The sequence below is a fragment of the Nocardia sp. NPDC005366 genome (assembly GCF_040606855.1).
In the GTDB taxonomy this organism is placed as follows: Bacteria; Actinomycetota; Actinomycetes; order Mycobacteriales; family Mycobacteriaceae; genus Nocardia.
In genome coordinates, this window is the sequence record NZ_JBEXFQ010000002.1 from 14,416 (window position 1) to 28,557 (window position 14,142).

General features: G+C 59.9%; 14 protein-coding genes. 4 read left to right on the top strand and 10 right to left on the bottom strand.

From position 1 onward, the window contains the following. Positions 1-263 precede the first annotated feature (263 nt). The 5 genes from ABZS43_RS02320 to ABZS43_RS02340 all read right to left on the bottom strand — a co-directional run bounded on the left by ABZS43_RS02320 (position 264) and on the right by ABZS43_RS02340 (position 5,390). Positions 264-1,475 (bottom strand): hypothetical protein, encoded by a 1,212-nt coding sequence (locus tag ABZS43_RS02320; RefSeq protein ID WP_355033999.1) that lies wholly within the window; start codon positions 1,473-1,475, stop codon positions 264-266. Between the two features lie 14 nt (positions 1,476-1,489). Beyond that, positions 1,490-2,548, bottom strand: a complete 1,059-nt coding sequence (locus tag ABZS43_RS02325; RefSeq protein WP_355034000.1) for a hypothetical protein — start codon at positions 2,546-2,548, stop codon at positions 1,490-1,492. Between the two features lie 7 nt (positions 2,549-2,555). Beyond that, complete coding sequence (locus ABZS43_RS02330; protein ID WP_355034001.1) at positions 2,556-2,822, bottom strand: hypothetical protein; 267 nt, start codon at positions 2,820-2,822, stop codon at positions 2,556-2,558. Positions 2,823-3,213: 391 nt separating this feature from the next. Further along, positions 3,214-3,948, bottom strand: coding sequence for an NPCBM/NEW2 domain-containing protein (locus tag ABZS43_RS02335; RefSeq protein ID WP_355034002.1), 735 nt, complete (start codon positions 3,946-3,948; stop codon positions 3,214-3,216). Positions 3,949-4,067: 119 nt separating this feature from the next. Further along, positions 4,068-5,390 (bottom strand): DUF6777 domain-containing protein, encoded by a 1,323-nt coding sequence (locus tag ABZS43_RS02340; RefSeq protein ID WP_355034003.1) that lies wholly within the window; start codon positions 5,388-5,390, stop codon positions 4,068-4,070. 509 nt (positions 5,391-5,899) lie between these two features. Here ABZS43_RS02340 and ABZS43_RS02345 point away from each other — a divergent pair. The 3 genes from ABZS43_RS02345 to ABZS43_RS02355 all read left to right on the top strand — a co-directional run bounded on the left by ABZS43_RS02345 (position 5,900) and on the right by ABZS43_RS02355 (position 9,254). Beyond that, positions 5,900-6,475, top strand: a complete 576-nt coding sequence (locus tag ABZS43_RS02345) for a hypothetical protein (protein ID WP_355034004.1) — start codon at positions 5,900-5,902, stop codon at positions 6,473-6,475. Between the two features lie 226 nt (positions 6,476-6,701). Then, positions 6,702-7,946: a hypothetical protein gene (locus tag ABZS43_RS02350; RefSeq protein ID WP_355034005.1), complete on the top strand. Its 1,245-nt coding sequence runs from the start codon at positions 6,702-6,704 to the stop codon at positions 7,944-7,946. Positions 7,947-8,588: 642 nt separating this feature from the next. Further along, positions 8,589-9,254: a pentapeptide repeat-containing protein gene (locus ABZS43_RS02355; protein WP_355034006.1), complete on the top strand. Its 666-nt coding sequence runs from the start codon at positions 8,589-8,591 to the stop codon at positions 9,252-9,254. 1 nt (position 9,255) lies between these two features. Here the strand turns inward: ABZS43_RS02355 and ABZS43_RS02360 are convergent, their stop codons facing one another. The 5 genes from ABZS43_RS02360 to ABZS43_RS02380 form a co-directional block, all read right to left on the bottom strand. After that, on the bottom strand, positions 9,256-10,104 hold the full coding sequence (locus ABZS43_RS02360) for an HEXXH motif-containing putative peptide modification protein (protein WP_355034007.1): 849 nt from the start codon (positions 10,102-10,104) through the stop codon (positions 9,256-9,258). Between the two features lie 99 nt (positions 10,105-10,203). Beyond that, entirely contained in the window at positions 10,204-10,350 is a 147-nt protein-coding gene (locus ABZS43_RS02365; protein ID WP_355034008.1) for a hypothetical protein, read from the bottom strand. Positions 10,351-10,738: 388 nt separating this feature from the next. Beyond that, positions 10,739-11,026 carry a hypothetical protein gene (locus ABZS43_RS02370; protein ID WP_355034009.1) on the bottom strand — a complete coding sequence of 96 codons (288 nt, stop codon included), beginning with the start codon at positions 11,024-11,026 and terminating at the stop codon, positions 10,739-10,741. Positions 11,027-11,257: 231 nt separating this feature from the next. Continuing rightward, the gene (locus ABZS43_RS02375) at positions 11,258-11,740 is read right to left on the bottom strand and encodes a DNA-directed RNA polymerase subunit beta (protein ID WP_355034010.1); all 483 of its coding nucleotides are present in this window, start codon (positions 11,738-11,740) and stop codon (positions 11,258-11,260) included. After that, the gene (locus tag ABZS43_RS02380; RefSeq protein ID WP_355034011.1) at positions 11,737-12,117 is read right to left on the bottom strand and encodes a hypothetical protein; all 381 of its coding nucleotides are present in this window, start codon (positions 12,115-12,117) and stop codon (positions 11,737-11,739) included. The genes ABZS43_RS02375 and ABZS43_RS02380 overlap by 4 nt, the downstream gene beginning before the upstream one ends. A gap of 158 nt (positions 12,118-12,275) precedes the next feature. Between ABZS43_RS02380 and ABZS43_RS02385 the strand changes: the two genes are divergently transcribed. Further along, positions 12,276-13,394 carry a helix-turn-helix transcriptional regulator gene (locus ABZS43_RS02385; RefSeq protein WP_355034012.1) on the top strand — a complete coding sequence of 373 codons (1,119 nt, stop codon included), beginning with the start codon at positions 12,276-12,278 and terminating at the stop codon, positions 13,392-13,394. The last annotated feature ends 748 nt before the right edge of the window (positions 13,395-14,142 follow it).

Here is a 14,142-nt window from a genome sequence, read left to right on the forward strand (position 1 = left end):
CGCGTGACCGATTCTGCTGAGGCATAGACACTCTCCGTATGACCCCACCCCTGCGCCGTCGCTGGAGTGTCCGGCGTCGCGATAGACAGCGGAAATGACCCCTGCCACAGCCGCGACCGCCAGACGGTAACATGGTTACCGATTTTCCGGGAACATCGGGTGTCAGATCTACAGAGTCAGATCGACGTCGTTGGCGTGCATCGGGTTACCGGTCTCAGCGCCAGCGCGCGAGTGGTATGGACGTCCTGAATTTCAGGAGGACTTCAATGCGGCCCAATTGGTGGCGGACTGTGCGTCTCTGACCGACAGCCGTCGATCTGTGGATGAATAAGCCAGCCGTGTTCGGGACGAGTCTGATTATCAATGGTTAGCGGTGATGCTGCCGCGCTGACTCTGTCGCAGGTGAATGCGACCCAATCGCGAAAGTCTTGGCCCGTTGCAGGTCCGCTGTCCTTGACGACGTGCTGATGGGTGCTGTCAGTGGGGTCGAAGTGCCAGCGGCCGGTAGCCACCATGAATCCGGCGATGGCATCGTCCCAGTCGATCACGTCATCGGCGGCGTACCTCACCTTCCCCATCCGCAGACACTTCTTGATCGGATGAATTTCGTTCCAGCCTTCGTGCGCGCTGTCGTAGACCCAGGTTCCGGCGACGAAAAGGATATCGCTGCCGGGGTGCAGCTCATCTGTGGTCTTTCCCGTTTCGGGGTCGAGGATGCTCGGGGAACCAGTGTCGTTGAGTGCCAGCACTATTCCCACCACAGAGATGACGGCGATGATCGCGGCAGCCACGGCACACGCAACCCAGCCGATCACCGGAATCGCGCAGATCACCGCCGCGGCTACCGCCAGCGGTAGTAGTACCTTCAACGCCTGCAGCAGCTTGTACATGCCGCCGCCCTCGAATTCACAGTGCAGATAGGGCTGGTGGTGGTAGACCACGGTCGATCCGACAACTTTGTTGAAGCTGCCCAGGAAGTCCCACCCAGCATCCTTGGTGGTGGACTGCTCCTTGATCAGGTGTCCCTGAATGCCGTCGTCTGCGATCTGCCGGTGCAGCGCCTTCTTGAATTCTTTCTCGTAGTATTCCGTGGCGTCCTCCGCAGAGTCCGGAGGCGGCACACTGGCTGGATAGCCCGGTGGAAGTTCCTGAATGTTGTGCGGTGCGAGTACCAGGTTGATGCTGTAGTCGGTGTCGAAACTGTCGAAACCGCTTTTTTCGGTTGGCGGCTCGACCACACCGAGCAGGCCGATCGCACATGCGTCACCACCGAGACAGATCAGCCGGTCGTACAGCCACCATCGGCAATAGACGATCAGAAGTGGGACTTCAACCGCGGCCAGATACGGCAGCGCCAAGGACGCTAGGAGCACCGGGATCGAAAGCAGTATGAGCGTCGTCGTCGGCGAAGGCGCCCAGGCCGGGTAGGTCTTGTCGTCCTTCGCCACGCACTTCGTGTACTGAACGTAACTCATCGATGCTCCCCTGATCAGGGTGTGACTACGAACAACGTCACACCGCCCGCGAGGCCTAATTCGTGAAAGCCGTTGATGTTGAATGTCTGTCGACCGTGAAAACCGGCCGGTGGTGTTATCACCACTTCAATCGCTGCGGCTTCTCCGGGAGGAAGGACTGGGCGGTCGGGAATGATGTCGACGCGCCAGCCCTCTGGGATGGGATAACTCGCGCGGTCATGTTCGGCCGGCACGGCGGATCTCCTGTGTTCTGGCATGAGTGGCCCCACTGTCCGGACAGGAAGTGGCTGACTGGGTCGATATTCTTGGCTGCAACCCGGCAGTTCCGGGATGGTGTAGGTGTCGGCTTCAAACCGATACACCTGGGTCCGTCGCGTGTCGTTGCGAAGCTGGAAGTCGAACTTCGCTGGTGAGTGCGACACCCCGACCAACGTATTCTCCGCACCGTGGTTGTTGCCGAAGTCGGCGTCATCCACGGGGGCTAGCATCACCTGGATGCAGTAATGACCGGGCGTGTGCGGTGTGGTCCACTGAACCGAACAAAATGCCGGATTGTCGGGCCCTCCCTTCACACCAACGTGCGGGATCGAAGCGGCGGCAATAGGTTCCTGATGTCCACCAATTCCGAAACTCAGTTGGGAAAAATAGACCGGGAGACCAATGACCGGGGCATCGGTCGACTTGTTCCACACACGCGCCACAACCTCGTAGGTGGTGGCCGGTTCCAGATCCGACGATGACACTGCCGCACCATTTCGATAGATCTGGATATCGGGGTTGTCCCATGTCACCGCCAATCCGAGGCGCATCAGCTCGCCCTGGGAGTAGATCAGCGGGTCTGGATGGGAAACGCGGGCAGCATCGATGGGCACGCATCTGCCCTCGCTGACCTTGCGATGACGCTCAGGCACCCTGCGCCGCAGTGCCCACCGTCTCATCAGCACGCGGATCTGCCGCAGCAGATCCGCTAACGCGGGGACCCACTCATAGACGAGGATGCGTAGAAGTACCGCAAGTCCATAGGCGAGGACCGAAAGGAGACGCGCAATCGAATCGGCGAGCTTGCCGGCCATTTATGAATCACCCCTCGGCGACTCGTGCCCGTCGCCAGTCGATTCGAGCTCGGACCGACAACGACACGGCGATCAACGCTGAACCGAGCACGATAAACCATTCGAGGGAGCCGTCACCGTGGTCCGGATCGACGCCGAAGATAATTTCGATCCACTCACGCGTGATCAGCGTTAGCACAGCAAGAATGCCAGCCATAGCAGCGAAGATCAGTTCAAGCCAGAATCGTCTGGGTAACAGCCTCGGCATGCGCACCTCCACTCGAACCTGGAGCATCGGTCGAGTTGATCGTACGCATGACACGAGGAACGGAGACAGCCTTTAGATGATATACGGCGCGCCGCCGGGAACAACTGCTGAATCCAAGCGGCACAACCTCTTTAACATCCTGGTCGGTCTCTCACGAGTGCGCCTATCGTGTCGTCTGGTTCGGTACGGCACACCACCGAACTTGCCGCCGTGCTCGATGAGTGCGACATCGACCTGGTCGCGTTCGAACGCGGCATCGACACCACCACCCCGGCCAGGCGGCCACGTCATCGCCGGCGTGGACGAAATTGACCGCGGACATGAGCAGCGAAGACACCCTCGAGGTCTGGAATCCGCTCAGGCCCAGCGGTTACGGCATATCCGCCGATTTCGGGAGTCGGCAGCCCGATGCGCGGCGTCAGCGCTTGGGACCGGGAGGGGAGGAACATTCGACACGCGGTCGCCCCCACGCGTTCCTCGCTTCTTGCCCGCGCCGGGTGTCGAACAACGTAACCTGCACCGCCCCCGAGATATCGAGAGTGACTTCCTGCGCCGCGTCCCGCAGTGACCTGTCGGCAGAGAATATCTCGCGTCCGTCGACTGAGATAACGAATCGACCCACGCCCGCCTGGTACGACGAATCGGCGTCTTTGCCGATCCACATCGACAGTGTGGTACACGCCCCCGCCAGCGCCCACGTCGCCTTGTTCATCTGGTCGCCGGCACTCGACGCATAGTTCCCGACAATGCTGGAAGGAAACGATTGGGCGCCGATGCGGACCGGGTCGATGATGTCGAATCCGTTGTTCCACACGACTGCGCGATATTGGACCAACTCGTACCAGCCTGTAACCGGCTTCGGCCGAACGCCAGCAGTCGGCGGCGGCGTCGAGGGCACCGACGGCTGGATCGAAGCGATGTTCGCCGCCGGGTCGGATGAACCGTCACGCCGGCCGAGCAGTGGTATTCCAATGGCGACACCGATCACCACGACCACCAGGGGAGCCACGACGAGCAACCACATATATCGTGAACGACCGGTGGGGTTGTCGCGCCGGGGCTGAGCCGCGCCACCGAGGTAGTTGTTGATCGTGACGCTTTCGCCTTGAATCTGCGTCGAGTTGTCTCCGGCTTCTTGGTTCTTATCTTTCACAAGGATCCGTCATCTCGGCTCGGCTGTATCTCCGCATACACATTTCGCACGTGAAACCCCTGATCATTGTCTGCGCCACGCAGTGGGCTCCCGACTCGCGGATGCCGTCAGCCCTGTCATCAGCTGGGGCGCAGGATCATCGGCATTCCGGCTACCACGCCGGAAGATATGCCATCGAACCTGAATTTAGTCCGGCTGCCCCAAGGAATCGCGACGATCTCACCGCTGCCGACCCAGGTCGAGTACTCGGAAGTACATGTCAGAGTGGCGGACTGCCCTGGGCGCCCGTTGAGGAGGCAATCCCACACCGCTGTTCTCGGATCGTTGGAGTTGAACCGGAATCCGTCACCTGCCTCGGTCACCGTTCCCGTGGACGTATTCTCCGGCGTCGACTGCAGAACCCACGGCCCTGACAGGTCGAGCCCGACCGACTCCGGGGTCTGCGCAGCGGACGAACTGCGCGGCGTCGATGGTTCCACCGATGACGACGACGAATCCGGACCAGGCACAACCGGTTCCGTGGTGTCGCTATCCCCGTCACCGACTGTCCCCACTCGGCGATCGAATGCCACGACGACCACGATATCGACCAGGATGAACTTGGATTGAGGTGAGGACGATGCCGTCATTGCGGCAATGAATCCCGGCTGAAATTGCGGCCATCGGCTGCCGGTGAAATCCGGGATTCGATTCGACGGCGTCGAGACGGTCAGCGGCGACCCGCTGATACTGCGTACGCGTGGTACGCCGAACAGGTCGATGAGTATTGCGGTACCTGCTTGCAGGACCGATTCGCGCGCCGAGACTTTGCCATCGGCGAACTCGTGATCGGTCACCCTGATGTCGATACGCGATATGACGGGGGTCAGCGTTCGCAGATAGTCAGCCAAACCAGAGACCTGCAGGGAGCTGCCCCCGGTCTCGTCGAATGCTGGATCAGCCCTCAGGGCGTCGACGAATGCGCGGGCTCGATCCGGATGTGTTTCGTAGAAGGCGACAATTTCGTCGCGACCGCCGGTCGCTTGATTCCGCAGCCCCCCGTACACCCCCGGCTCGCTTCCGACTACCTGTTTGGCACCGACAGCAGTGTCGCCTGTCGGTGCGGTGAACGTTGGCCGCGGTCCTGTCGAGAAGGGACCGACAGCGGGTGGCGAGATCGGCATGAAGGGATGGTCACCCGCCGCGTCGCTGGGGGCGAGAAAGACCTCGGCACGGACTTCCGACTTACGCAAGAATTGAATTCCGATGAAGGCTCCGAGCACGACAACAACCACGATACTGACAGTAAGTATCCAGAACGACCGTGAACGAGCGCCGTTCGAAGAGCTGTTGATATTGACTGTTTCGCCCTGTACCAGAAACGAATGGTTCCCGGCTCTCTGGCTCTTATCCTTCACGACGGTCGGCCGTTCTGCCCCCGTCACCCATACCACCCTCGACATACACGTCCCGGGCACCTTGAATCTGCCGTGAATTATCTCCGGCCTTCTGCGTCATGTGCGGGCCGCCACCGAGCAAGGAGCGCGGTCCGGATGCCGTCGGCCAAGGAAAGCTCAGCACGACACCGACGAGGATCAGCACACCGACCGAGACCAGAACCCATCGGGGCCAGGACGACAGGACCGAAGTCGCACCGAACGTCAACGCGACCAACGCCAGAATTGTCGTACCGATCCATGGAACGTACTTCCGCATGCCGAGGCTCCGATCATTACGTGTGATTGCCCTCGAAGGCACCGATTCTCGCACATCCAGGTACAGATCCACCTGCTTCGGGCTGGAGCGGATCTCCATTAATTCGGATGCGCGGCCACCCCCCGATCAGTACCGTGGCAATCGCGGCGGGGGGTAGCACAATTGGCGCCGCACCCGAGGTCACCGAGAGCGAACCATGCTGCGGTGCAATGAATTCGGCGTACGCGTACCGAGCGGCGCCGAGGGGAGGCAGACGATGACCAAGCTCAATCAGATCATCGCGGTCGAGAAGGGCGTCAAGAGCGGCGCGTTGCGCGAACTCGCCGAGGCGCAGAGCGCGCTGCAGAAGTCGGCGTTGCTGGCCGGTATCGCACGCACGTATCAGCCGAAAGACGAAGAGGGCGAGCAGCTTCCGCCGGAGTCGACGCGCGTCCAGGTGAAGTCCGAGGAAGTGCTGCGCCAGACCGCCGCGACCCTGACGCGCCTGTTCGACGTGACGGCGACCAAGGACTGGGCCAATACCGAGGCCAAGGGCGACGTCACCGTCGACGGTACGACGCTGCTGACCGGCGTCCCGGTCTCCTACCTGCTGTTTCTGGAGAAGCAGCTGGCCGAACTGCACGCCTTCGTGAAGAAGCTCCCCGTGCTCGACGTCGCCGAGGCCTGGTCCTTCGATGATTCCTCCGACACCTGGCGCACCGACGCGGTGCGTACTCTGCGCACCAAGAAGGTGCCGCGTAACCACGTCAAGGCCGAGGCCACCGAGAAGCACCCCGCGCAAGTCGAGGTGTACTACGAGGATATCGCCATCGGCTACTGGACGACGGTCTAGTTGACCTACAGGTAGCAACAGCCCATCCAGAGAACCCACTCCTATCAGGCATAACACGCGATTTTCGAAGCATCGTGACGTTCAACACAAGGGTGCCACTACCTCTTGCTCGCCGGTCGACAGCGCACAATGGCGCGTCTAAAATCTTGCCTCGCTACATGACTGTCACAGGTAGCATCGGGGTTCCGTCGGCTTAACTACACAGAAATTGGCAACCAAACCTGAGATGAGTGGCTACCGCGAGAATCCTCCAGCATTCGCGGCCGACTTTGACGCTGTGATCATTGTCGCCGAAGAAATTGCGTTTCGCGACGTTAGACCGATAATTCCAGAACGAATCACCGGAAAGCTCAGAGAACGCGGAATGCATTCCGCGCTACTTACTTTAGGAACACGCGATCCTCTGGCATTTATGTCGCTAATCGCGGAATCAGCATCCACGTACCTTTCTAAGGTTGATGAAGTATACCGAGAGCTTGAGCAAACTTGGTTGGTTGAAAACCCACCACAGCCTCGAGTCGGACTACGTGAACTTGTGCTTCACCTTTCAGCGTCCGGGGTATCGGTCGCGTTTGTTAGCTCCAAGAGCGTCGCTGTAGCACGCAGCGCAATTCAAATCGGACTGAAACTGACAACCGGATACACCGTGGTTGGAAGGCAAGAATATCTCGACACCCCTAATGTACTTAGAGCTGCCCTGAAGAGTGCCATCGAAACTTATCCTTCAGGCACGCGCTGCATCGTCCTTGCACACCGCAAGATAGCCACACACGGCAGCCTCGATACAATAACTAGTAACTTGATTCAGGTCGGATCTAGTTCAAGAGAAGGAAGCGCCGACGCCAGCGATCCACGTGTTGACATCGTAGATCTCGCAATTCAATGCGACCTTATGAATTCTGAGTCAGCCAAACTCAGTAAGGCCAGGACGGCACGAGATCGCATCCTTGAACTGCACAGCAAGGAGAGATTGACAAGCGCGGAGTTAGCAGAGCTCGGCGACCTTACCGGCAGCCTTCGAAACGTTAGCAATGCGAACTCTTTCGGCTTTGCGAACCAGGACGTAGGCTACGCGAACGCTCGCCGAATTAAGTTCACTCGCACGTTAGCAGCCAAGGGGCAGCACCTTCTTGAGGTCGTCTCGATCGATGCGACGCTGATCGAAATTGAACTAAGGAACTGGCTGATCATTCACCGTAGCCGAGAGTTTCAGCCAACCGATAGAATCACGTTCGGACAAACTGTAGCCCTAGCCGAAAGTAACGGATTTCCCGGAGACCTAGTCACTCGCCTCAGAACTTTCAATTCTCTTCGGAACGATGCCGTCCATCATCTTGCTCGAGGCGTATCGTCATATGACGATCTTATGGATCAATACATGGCAGATTGTGTGCTGCTGTTTGATATCGAGGATTTCGTCCATGAATCCGCTCCAATTATCGGCATTGACACATCCGGACTATATCCGTAACCGGCAGTACGCACGTTACTGTTTTGCCGCACAAACCGGCCCACCAAAAGGCCAACGCTCAAACGAGAGTATTCGATAGTGGCAAGCCCCGGAGGGGTGCGGCAGCCCGTATGTCTGCTGAGCCTGATGGCTGGTCCGCGCAGAGTGACTGGGTGGATGTTGTAGGCGTTGGTGTGGTGGTTCGGAGTCCATCACCCCCTGTGGTCCTGCGCCCGGGTGCCCGCCCGCAGCGGAGCGAGGACGGGGCACCTGGGCGGCGCGGCTTTGCCGCGCTCTTGATCCTGTAGAGAGAAATTCGGCAAGTTCTTCTTTTTGGGTTTCCGGTCTTCTTTTTCCCTTTTTCTTCCTTTCCCGGGGGCTCCCTAATTCTTCACTCTCTTCTCCACATGTTTTCAAGCCTGCGCCCTACCAACTTTTCGCGAATGATCAGATTGCCAAGTCATAAGCTGAGCTGCTGGCAGGCACCCTGGCGCGGGTTCCGCAGGTGGTGAGGTTTCCCGAATCCGGCACGGCAAGGACCTCGGCATCCATCCTGCCTGCCGAGTGCTGGTATCTGAAATTCTGTTGTGGCGCACTCCTTCTAGGTGCTGATTGTGCTAAATTCGGCTTCTACATTGCGGTATTCACCGAACAGGGGAGTCGATGCGCAGCACTCGCTATATCCAAGTAACGCCAGCACGTCCAAAGGTCGGCAGTCCGCTACGCGACGCCGGACCGACGGACACTTTCGCTGATGAACGCACGGTGCGCGGTGTTCGATATACCGGCGATGAAGTGGGATTCGAGAATGCGTATGCGATGGAGATCAGCGGTTGCGTTTTCAGTGGTGTCCGTCTAGTAGCCGAACTCAATCGAACCACTGTCGACAACTGCGAATTCACCTCGGCCGATATTTCTAATGTCCGCGCGGATGAATCCTCGTTGCTGGAATCAACCCTGGCGCTGTCGAGACTGACGGGTATATCGCTGACCGATGGCGTGGTTCGCGATGTCGAGTTCAGTGAGACTCGCGCCGACTTGTCCGTATTCCGTAATACGAAATTCCGGAATGTCGTGTTCACCGGCTGCAATCTTACCGGTTCCGATTTCCAGCGTGCCACCCTTCGCAATGTTCGATTCGAGAAATGTGACCTGACCGGCGCACAGTTCAGCAACGCGATTCAGGAACACAATGTTTCATTCGAGGATTGCCGCCTTATCGACATCAACGGTGTGCGTGGCTTGAAGGGTGCGCGTGTGCGTGGTGATGACCTGCTCGGGCTGGCCGGTAGCCTCGCCCGAGAGGTCGGGATAGACGTCGACTGGTGAGCTAGGCCACGGCGATGTAGGAGGCGAACCGTGTGCCCGAGATCGCCTCCTTCACCGAGTCGAAGTCCAGCGTGTCCGCGAACTCGCTGAGCTGGTCGACCAACAGTTGCCCGTAGGGGGTGAACAGGTCACGCTTGGTGTTCAAACCCTCGCAGCATTCCCGCAGAGAAGTCGTGAACTGGTCGACCAGCGCTGTACTGCCTCGGCGGTGTTGCATCCACATCAGCGGCACGGCTACTACTGCGGAGTGGAAGGCCCGGTCGAGCGGGCGGCGCTGCCCGAACTTCACGGCGGAGACAACACGGTGTTCGTCGGCAACCAGTTCACTCGCCGGAAGCGTGTAGATCCCGTGAACCATGTCGGCGATGAACAGATTGAGGTGCGTTGCCTCGTGAACGAGTGATTCAGCGAAATCGTTGATCTGCCATTCCGGGCCTGGGCTCAAGCACACGAGTCCGGGCAGGTGTGATGCCGAGCCGCCTCCGGTGCTGTCGGAGGGCAGCAACACGATGTCTGTGACGAGTAGGTCGACAATGCGGCCCAGGTCTGCGTCCAGATCGCGGACCGACTGTGCAGCCTGACGAGTCATGTCGGGCCATGTCGACCGCTCGTCATGGCTTGAGGTTCGTACGCCCTTGAAGATTCCGTCGAATACGCCGGACTCGCGGAGCCAGTTGCCCCACGTTCCGTCTTCGTACCCGATCGTGATGCCGGTCGCGGGTGCGGTGAAGGGGCGGTGGTGGCCGATCGCCTCGCGATATGCTGTGTGCAGGGTATCGGTGTTCGGCTCCTGTCCGGTCATGGCTCGTGCGTATCTGGCGGCGTTCTCGTACGCGTGACCGACATTCATGAAGTGCATTTTTTTCGACTCGCTTCTGTTGCGGGAGATGGAACGGGCGGCGCACCGTTGGTCCGCCGCCCGTCTCGTGTTATTCGGTCGAGCTGCTGGTTACGTCCAGCCGCCCATCATGGAGGCGTTGGCGTCGCCCCGGAACGTGTCGATCCGGCCCCGGATTTCCCGATTGCGGGATTCGGTGTCGTTCCCGGCGCGCTCGACCGCAGCGGCGGCGACGTCTTCGCGGAGGGTATTGCTCATGATGGCAACCTCTTCTTTCTTGTTTCTTCTGGATTCCCCTCGCGAACGTCTATGTCGCGAGGGAACTTCGGGGCGAGTTTCTGAACTCGCGATTTCTTTTGGCGTCGAACAGAATTGACGGCAGAGTCCCCCGGTGGTCGCACAAGCAAGTTCGAGCCACCGGAGGCTGCCGTTCCCACTGCGTGCCCGAAACCTGGCGTCGGTGGCCGGGCACGGCGCGGGAAGTCTGAGGGCGGAGTCGCCCCGGACCGGGGTGTCGTCAGGGCACCAGAAGACACCTGGGATGGGTCCGGTCGGGGGGCTCGCCCTGCCCGCAGCCGATGGGGAAGCCAGCTTCCGGGGTCTCAAGGCCGGTGCCGGGCGCTGTGGGCAAGTACGGGGTCGTTCGTCAGTGGTTGGGGTTCCAGCTGCCGGACGCGGGGATGGTGAGGTCAGGGATAATGAGTGTGCAGGTCAGGGCCACGGCTTTGGGGTTGGCACCGAAGTGCCCGAGCGTGGGCGCGAGAATGACGTTCGCGTGGTGCTTGCGGGCGGTTCCCACGATCAACGCTGTCGGCATGTAGGTAGCGCCGTCGATGGTGAGGGTGTGTGCGAGGGTGAATCCGTGGTGGCGTGCCAAGCTCGTGATGAGTAGGTGGTCGACAGGCGCGGATTGACTGTGTTCTAGGTTGATCAACCCTATTGCGTTGGCTGGCAACGGTATTCACTCCTCGTAGGTGTGGAGGATCCGGGAACCCCTGGGGCATGTCGGTGGTGACTGCGGCGGCACCGTAGGGCGGGATTGCCTGCCGCAGGGGTTCCCCTGGCCCACACCGTCTCGGGGTCGGCGATGGCATCGGGTCGCGTTCCTCGGGGTGGGATTCCGGTGGTGGCTGCTCGAGCGGGCCACCGGGTCTGGTGGGCGGTTTTAGGCGTAGGCGTGCTGGTGGGCGGCGACCTCGGCGCGGTCGTAGGCGGTCAGGCATACCCGTATCGAGTCGAGTACGGCCAGACCGGAGGGCCGGAACGAACTGTGCGCGGGAGTGATCCACGCCCGGTAGAAATGGCCTTGATCCGAGGGGGAGGGCAACATGATGTCTGCTCCGTCTCGCAGGATCTTGACCCTGCTACGCCACAACGTGGTGTCTCGGGCGGCGACCTGCGCGGGGATGTCGGAACGGATGAGAAACGTCCACTGCGCTTCGCGCGGGTGGGAGATGACCGGCCCGCCTCCATGCTGGCGGCGGTCCAGATCCATCTTCACCATCTGCGCCAGCTCGGACGGCAATTGGATCGCCCACACCAACCCCGCACGCACACTGATCCGCCCGGTGTTCGGGTCCACCGTCGCGGGGAGATGGCACATCTGGCGGTAGTACGCACAGCGCGAGCGGGGCGTGTCGGCGGTCATGACGGGTCCGACTGTCGTCGGGCGTGGGCGATGTCGTCGATAGCGTTGACACGCGCGGTGAGTTCGGCAACCGAATCCGCGGTGGCCCTGCCCCTGTAGGCGGCGACGTCATCGCTGGTCAACAGTTCGTCGGTTTCCAGCTTGGTCAGCAGCTGGGCGAACTCTTCGACGCTCGGTACGTGGCGGGTGTGCCATCGGAGCCACCCGCGCGCACCATCGGCAGGTTCGGGTGGTGGCGGGCCTTCGTCCTCGAGCTGAACCAACCGGATCGCGTTGCGCTCGTCGCGGTGACTGCGTCGGTACACCAGGTGCGAATAGTAGTGGTCCTGCGCGGTTGGCTTGCGCTGGTCTTCGTCGTCATCGCTGGGCCATCCCATTCCCTAGCGCCTCCCTGTCGATTCACGTGGTAGGCACCCACCGCCGGGGAGTGAACCTCAGCCCGACAGCGGGGCTGTTTTCGACGCTATGGCGGGAAGGGTTGTGGCGCATATAGGTTCGGCGTCTACAAACGTCTACACCCGGTTACGCTGGTGAGATGGAGGCGGAACCTATACCCCCGGAGCGCTTGCGGAAGGCGCGCGAGGAAGCGGGTTTGAGCTTGTCCGCTATGGCGGCACGGACTCATTACAGCAAGGCGCTATTGGGCTTGCTGGAGACTGGCCGACGGGCAATCGGCCTGGATCACGTTAGCGCATATTCGAAGGCACTTAATGTCTCGGTGGAGACCTTGGCTGCCCCGTCCGACGATCCTCTGCGCGTAGCGCATGAATGGTTGGTGACTGATACACCTGGCGTTGTTCACTCGGCGACGGGGCGTCGGGTAGGTCAAAGCCTGGCTGTCGAGTTGGAACAGCGGGTGATTGATCTACGTCGCCTCGATGATTCGATCAGCGGGACAAATCTCTTCCCGGTAGTAAATAAAGAGTTCGGTGATGCTCAGGCCGTCGTTCGAGACTGTAGTTACTCGGAAGATATTGGTCGTCGTCTGCTGGTTGTAGTTGCTGAACTCGCTCAACTAGCGGGGTGGGTCGCGTCGGATGCTGGACGCTACAGCGAGGCCCAACGCATCTATCTCGATGGGCACGACGCAGCCACTACGGCGGGTGACAATACCCTTGCCGCACAACTACTTTCGACGCTCTCATACCAGATCGCAAGCGTGGGACACGCCGCCGATGCGGTGTTGCTGGCGCGTTCAGCGATCAAGGGTGCCAGTAACGCCACCCCTGCTGGAAGAGCCCTGTTGTTGGAACGGGTCGCCTGGGCGAGTGCAAGAGCACGGGACCGAGACGGAACACGGCGCGCACTCGACGCCGTAGATGACTCCTATGACGCCCGAACTCCCGACATACCGGAACCCGATATCGTGTACTGGCTCGATCGCGACGAGATAAATGTGATGGCCGGTCGTTGTTTTGTAGAACTTGGCGACGGCGCGAGTGCGCAACCACTGCTCACTCGCGCTATCGATAAATATGATCCTGATCATGTCCGAGAGATCGGTTTGTATCAAACATGGCTAGCTGAGGCATTTCTACGCAGCGCGCAATTCGATGCAGCGCAGGAAACTTTGTCGCAAATCACTCGGGATACTGGATCTGAAAGGCTCAACCGCCGCATTGCTGAGGTTGAGCGATTGATGACCAGCATCTAAAGCAGGGCCGACGTAGCTGAGATTGCACCCCTGGAAAGTACGCGTGCCTACGGTCGACCGCGAAAGCGACATCCTGTCTGCTTCGATGTGAATGACCCGCTTACGCGGCGTAGGCATGCAGACTTCTGCTTGTCAAGTCGACACGCCCGTGAGTCGATTGTATTGAGACATATTCAGGCGTGTTCGGACGGAGCTAAGTGTTAACGGTTGACACTGTCGATGCTGGTCATCACGGGCCTGTGGTCGCACTGAATGTGCAAGTCTGCAACCTTGAACATTCAATTGTGAGAATCATCACTATTTCGGCAGGCCAAACTAAAACGGGCCGGTTTCACTGACGTCTGAGGGCGGTGGTGCTGGTAGCGGTCATTAAGGCGTGTCGTCGCTGATCAGCTCCGGTAAAGCAAATGTATGCAAACTGCGGTACCGCAGTTAACGTCACCTGACGTTTAGACGCCCACTACTTCGTTAACGAAAATGTAGATAGTGAGCAGCCTCGACCTGGAGGGGCCGAGTCGGCATGATGGATAGCGAACTTCTTTTGCTGAGGCCGCTCGGTCACAGCACTTCCCCCTCTTCCGAAGGAGATCGCATCACCTGATTACCTCAGCACAGCACTGACGAACGCAACATCGTTCGCGGCCGACCCCCTACAGGTACTGGTAATGCCCGAGGGGGCCAGCCTGAAACGAAGCAACCCAGACGAAGGCAGAAGTTCTCTCGGCCTCACCTTCCCCGGGTTTTCACT

What these genes read in the sequence shown, in the direction of transcription:
- ABZS43_RS02365 (WP_355034008.1), bottom strand. Translation starts at nt 10,350, where the DNA reads ATGAGCAATACCCTCCGCGAAGACGTCGCCGCCGCTGCGGTCGAGCGC.
- ABZS43_RS02350 (WP_355034005.1), top strand. Translation starts at nt 6,702, where the DNA reads ATGAGTGGCTACCGCGAGAATCCTCCAGCATTCGCGGCCGACTTTGAC.
- ABZS43_RS02345 (WP_355034004.1), top strand. Translation starts at nt 5,900, where the DNA reads ATGACCAAGCTCAATCAGATCATCGCGGTCGAGAAGGGCGTCAAGAGC.
- ABZS43_RS02340 (WP_355034003.1), bottom strand. Translation starts at nt 5,390, where the DNA reads ATGTCGAGGGTGGTATGGGTGACGGGGGCAGAACGGCCGACCGTCGTG.
- ABZS43_RS02375 (WP_355034010.1), bottom strand. Translation starts at nt 11,740, where the DNA reads ATGACCGCCGACACGCCCCGCTCGCGCTGTGCGTACTACCGCCAGATG.
- ABZS43_RS02380 (WP_355034011.1), bottom strand. Translation starts at nt 12,117, where the DNA reads ATGGGATGGCCCAGCGATGACGACGAAGACCAGCGCAAGCCAACCGCG.
- ABZS43_RS02330 (WP_355034001.1), bottom strand. Translation starts at nt 2,822, where the DNA reads ATGCTCCAGGTTCGAGTGGAGGTGCGCATGCCGAGGCTGTTACCCAGA.
- ABZS43_RS02325 (WP_355034000.1), bottom strand. Translation starts at nt 2,548, where the DNA reads ATGGCCGGCAAGCTCGCCGATTCGATTGCGCGTCTCCTTTCGGTCCTC.
- ABZS43_RS02355 (WP_355034006.1), top strand. Translation starts at nt 8,589, where the DNA reads ATGCGCAGCACTCGCTATATCCAAGTAACGCCAGCACGTCCAAAGGTC.
- ABZS43_RS02360 (WP_355034007.1), bottom strand. Translation starts at nt 10,104, where the DNA reads ATGAATGTCGGTCACGCGTACGAGAACGCCGCCAGATACGCACGAGCC.
- ABZS43_RS02320 (WP_355033999.1), bottom strand. Translation starts at nt 1,475, where the DNA reads ATGAGTTACGTTCAGTACACGAAGTGCGTGGCGAAGGACGACAAGACC.
- ABZS43_RS02385 (WP_355034012.1), top strand. Translation starts at nt 12,276, where the DNA reads ATGGAGGCGGAACCTATACCCCCGGAGCGCTTGCGGAAGGCGCGCGAG.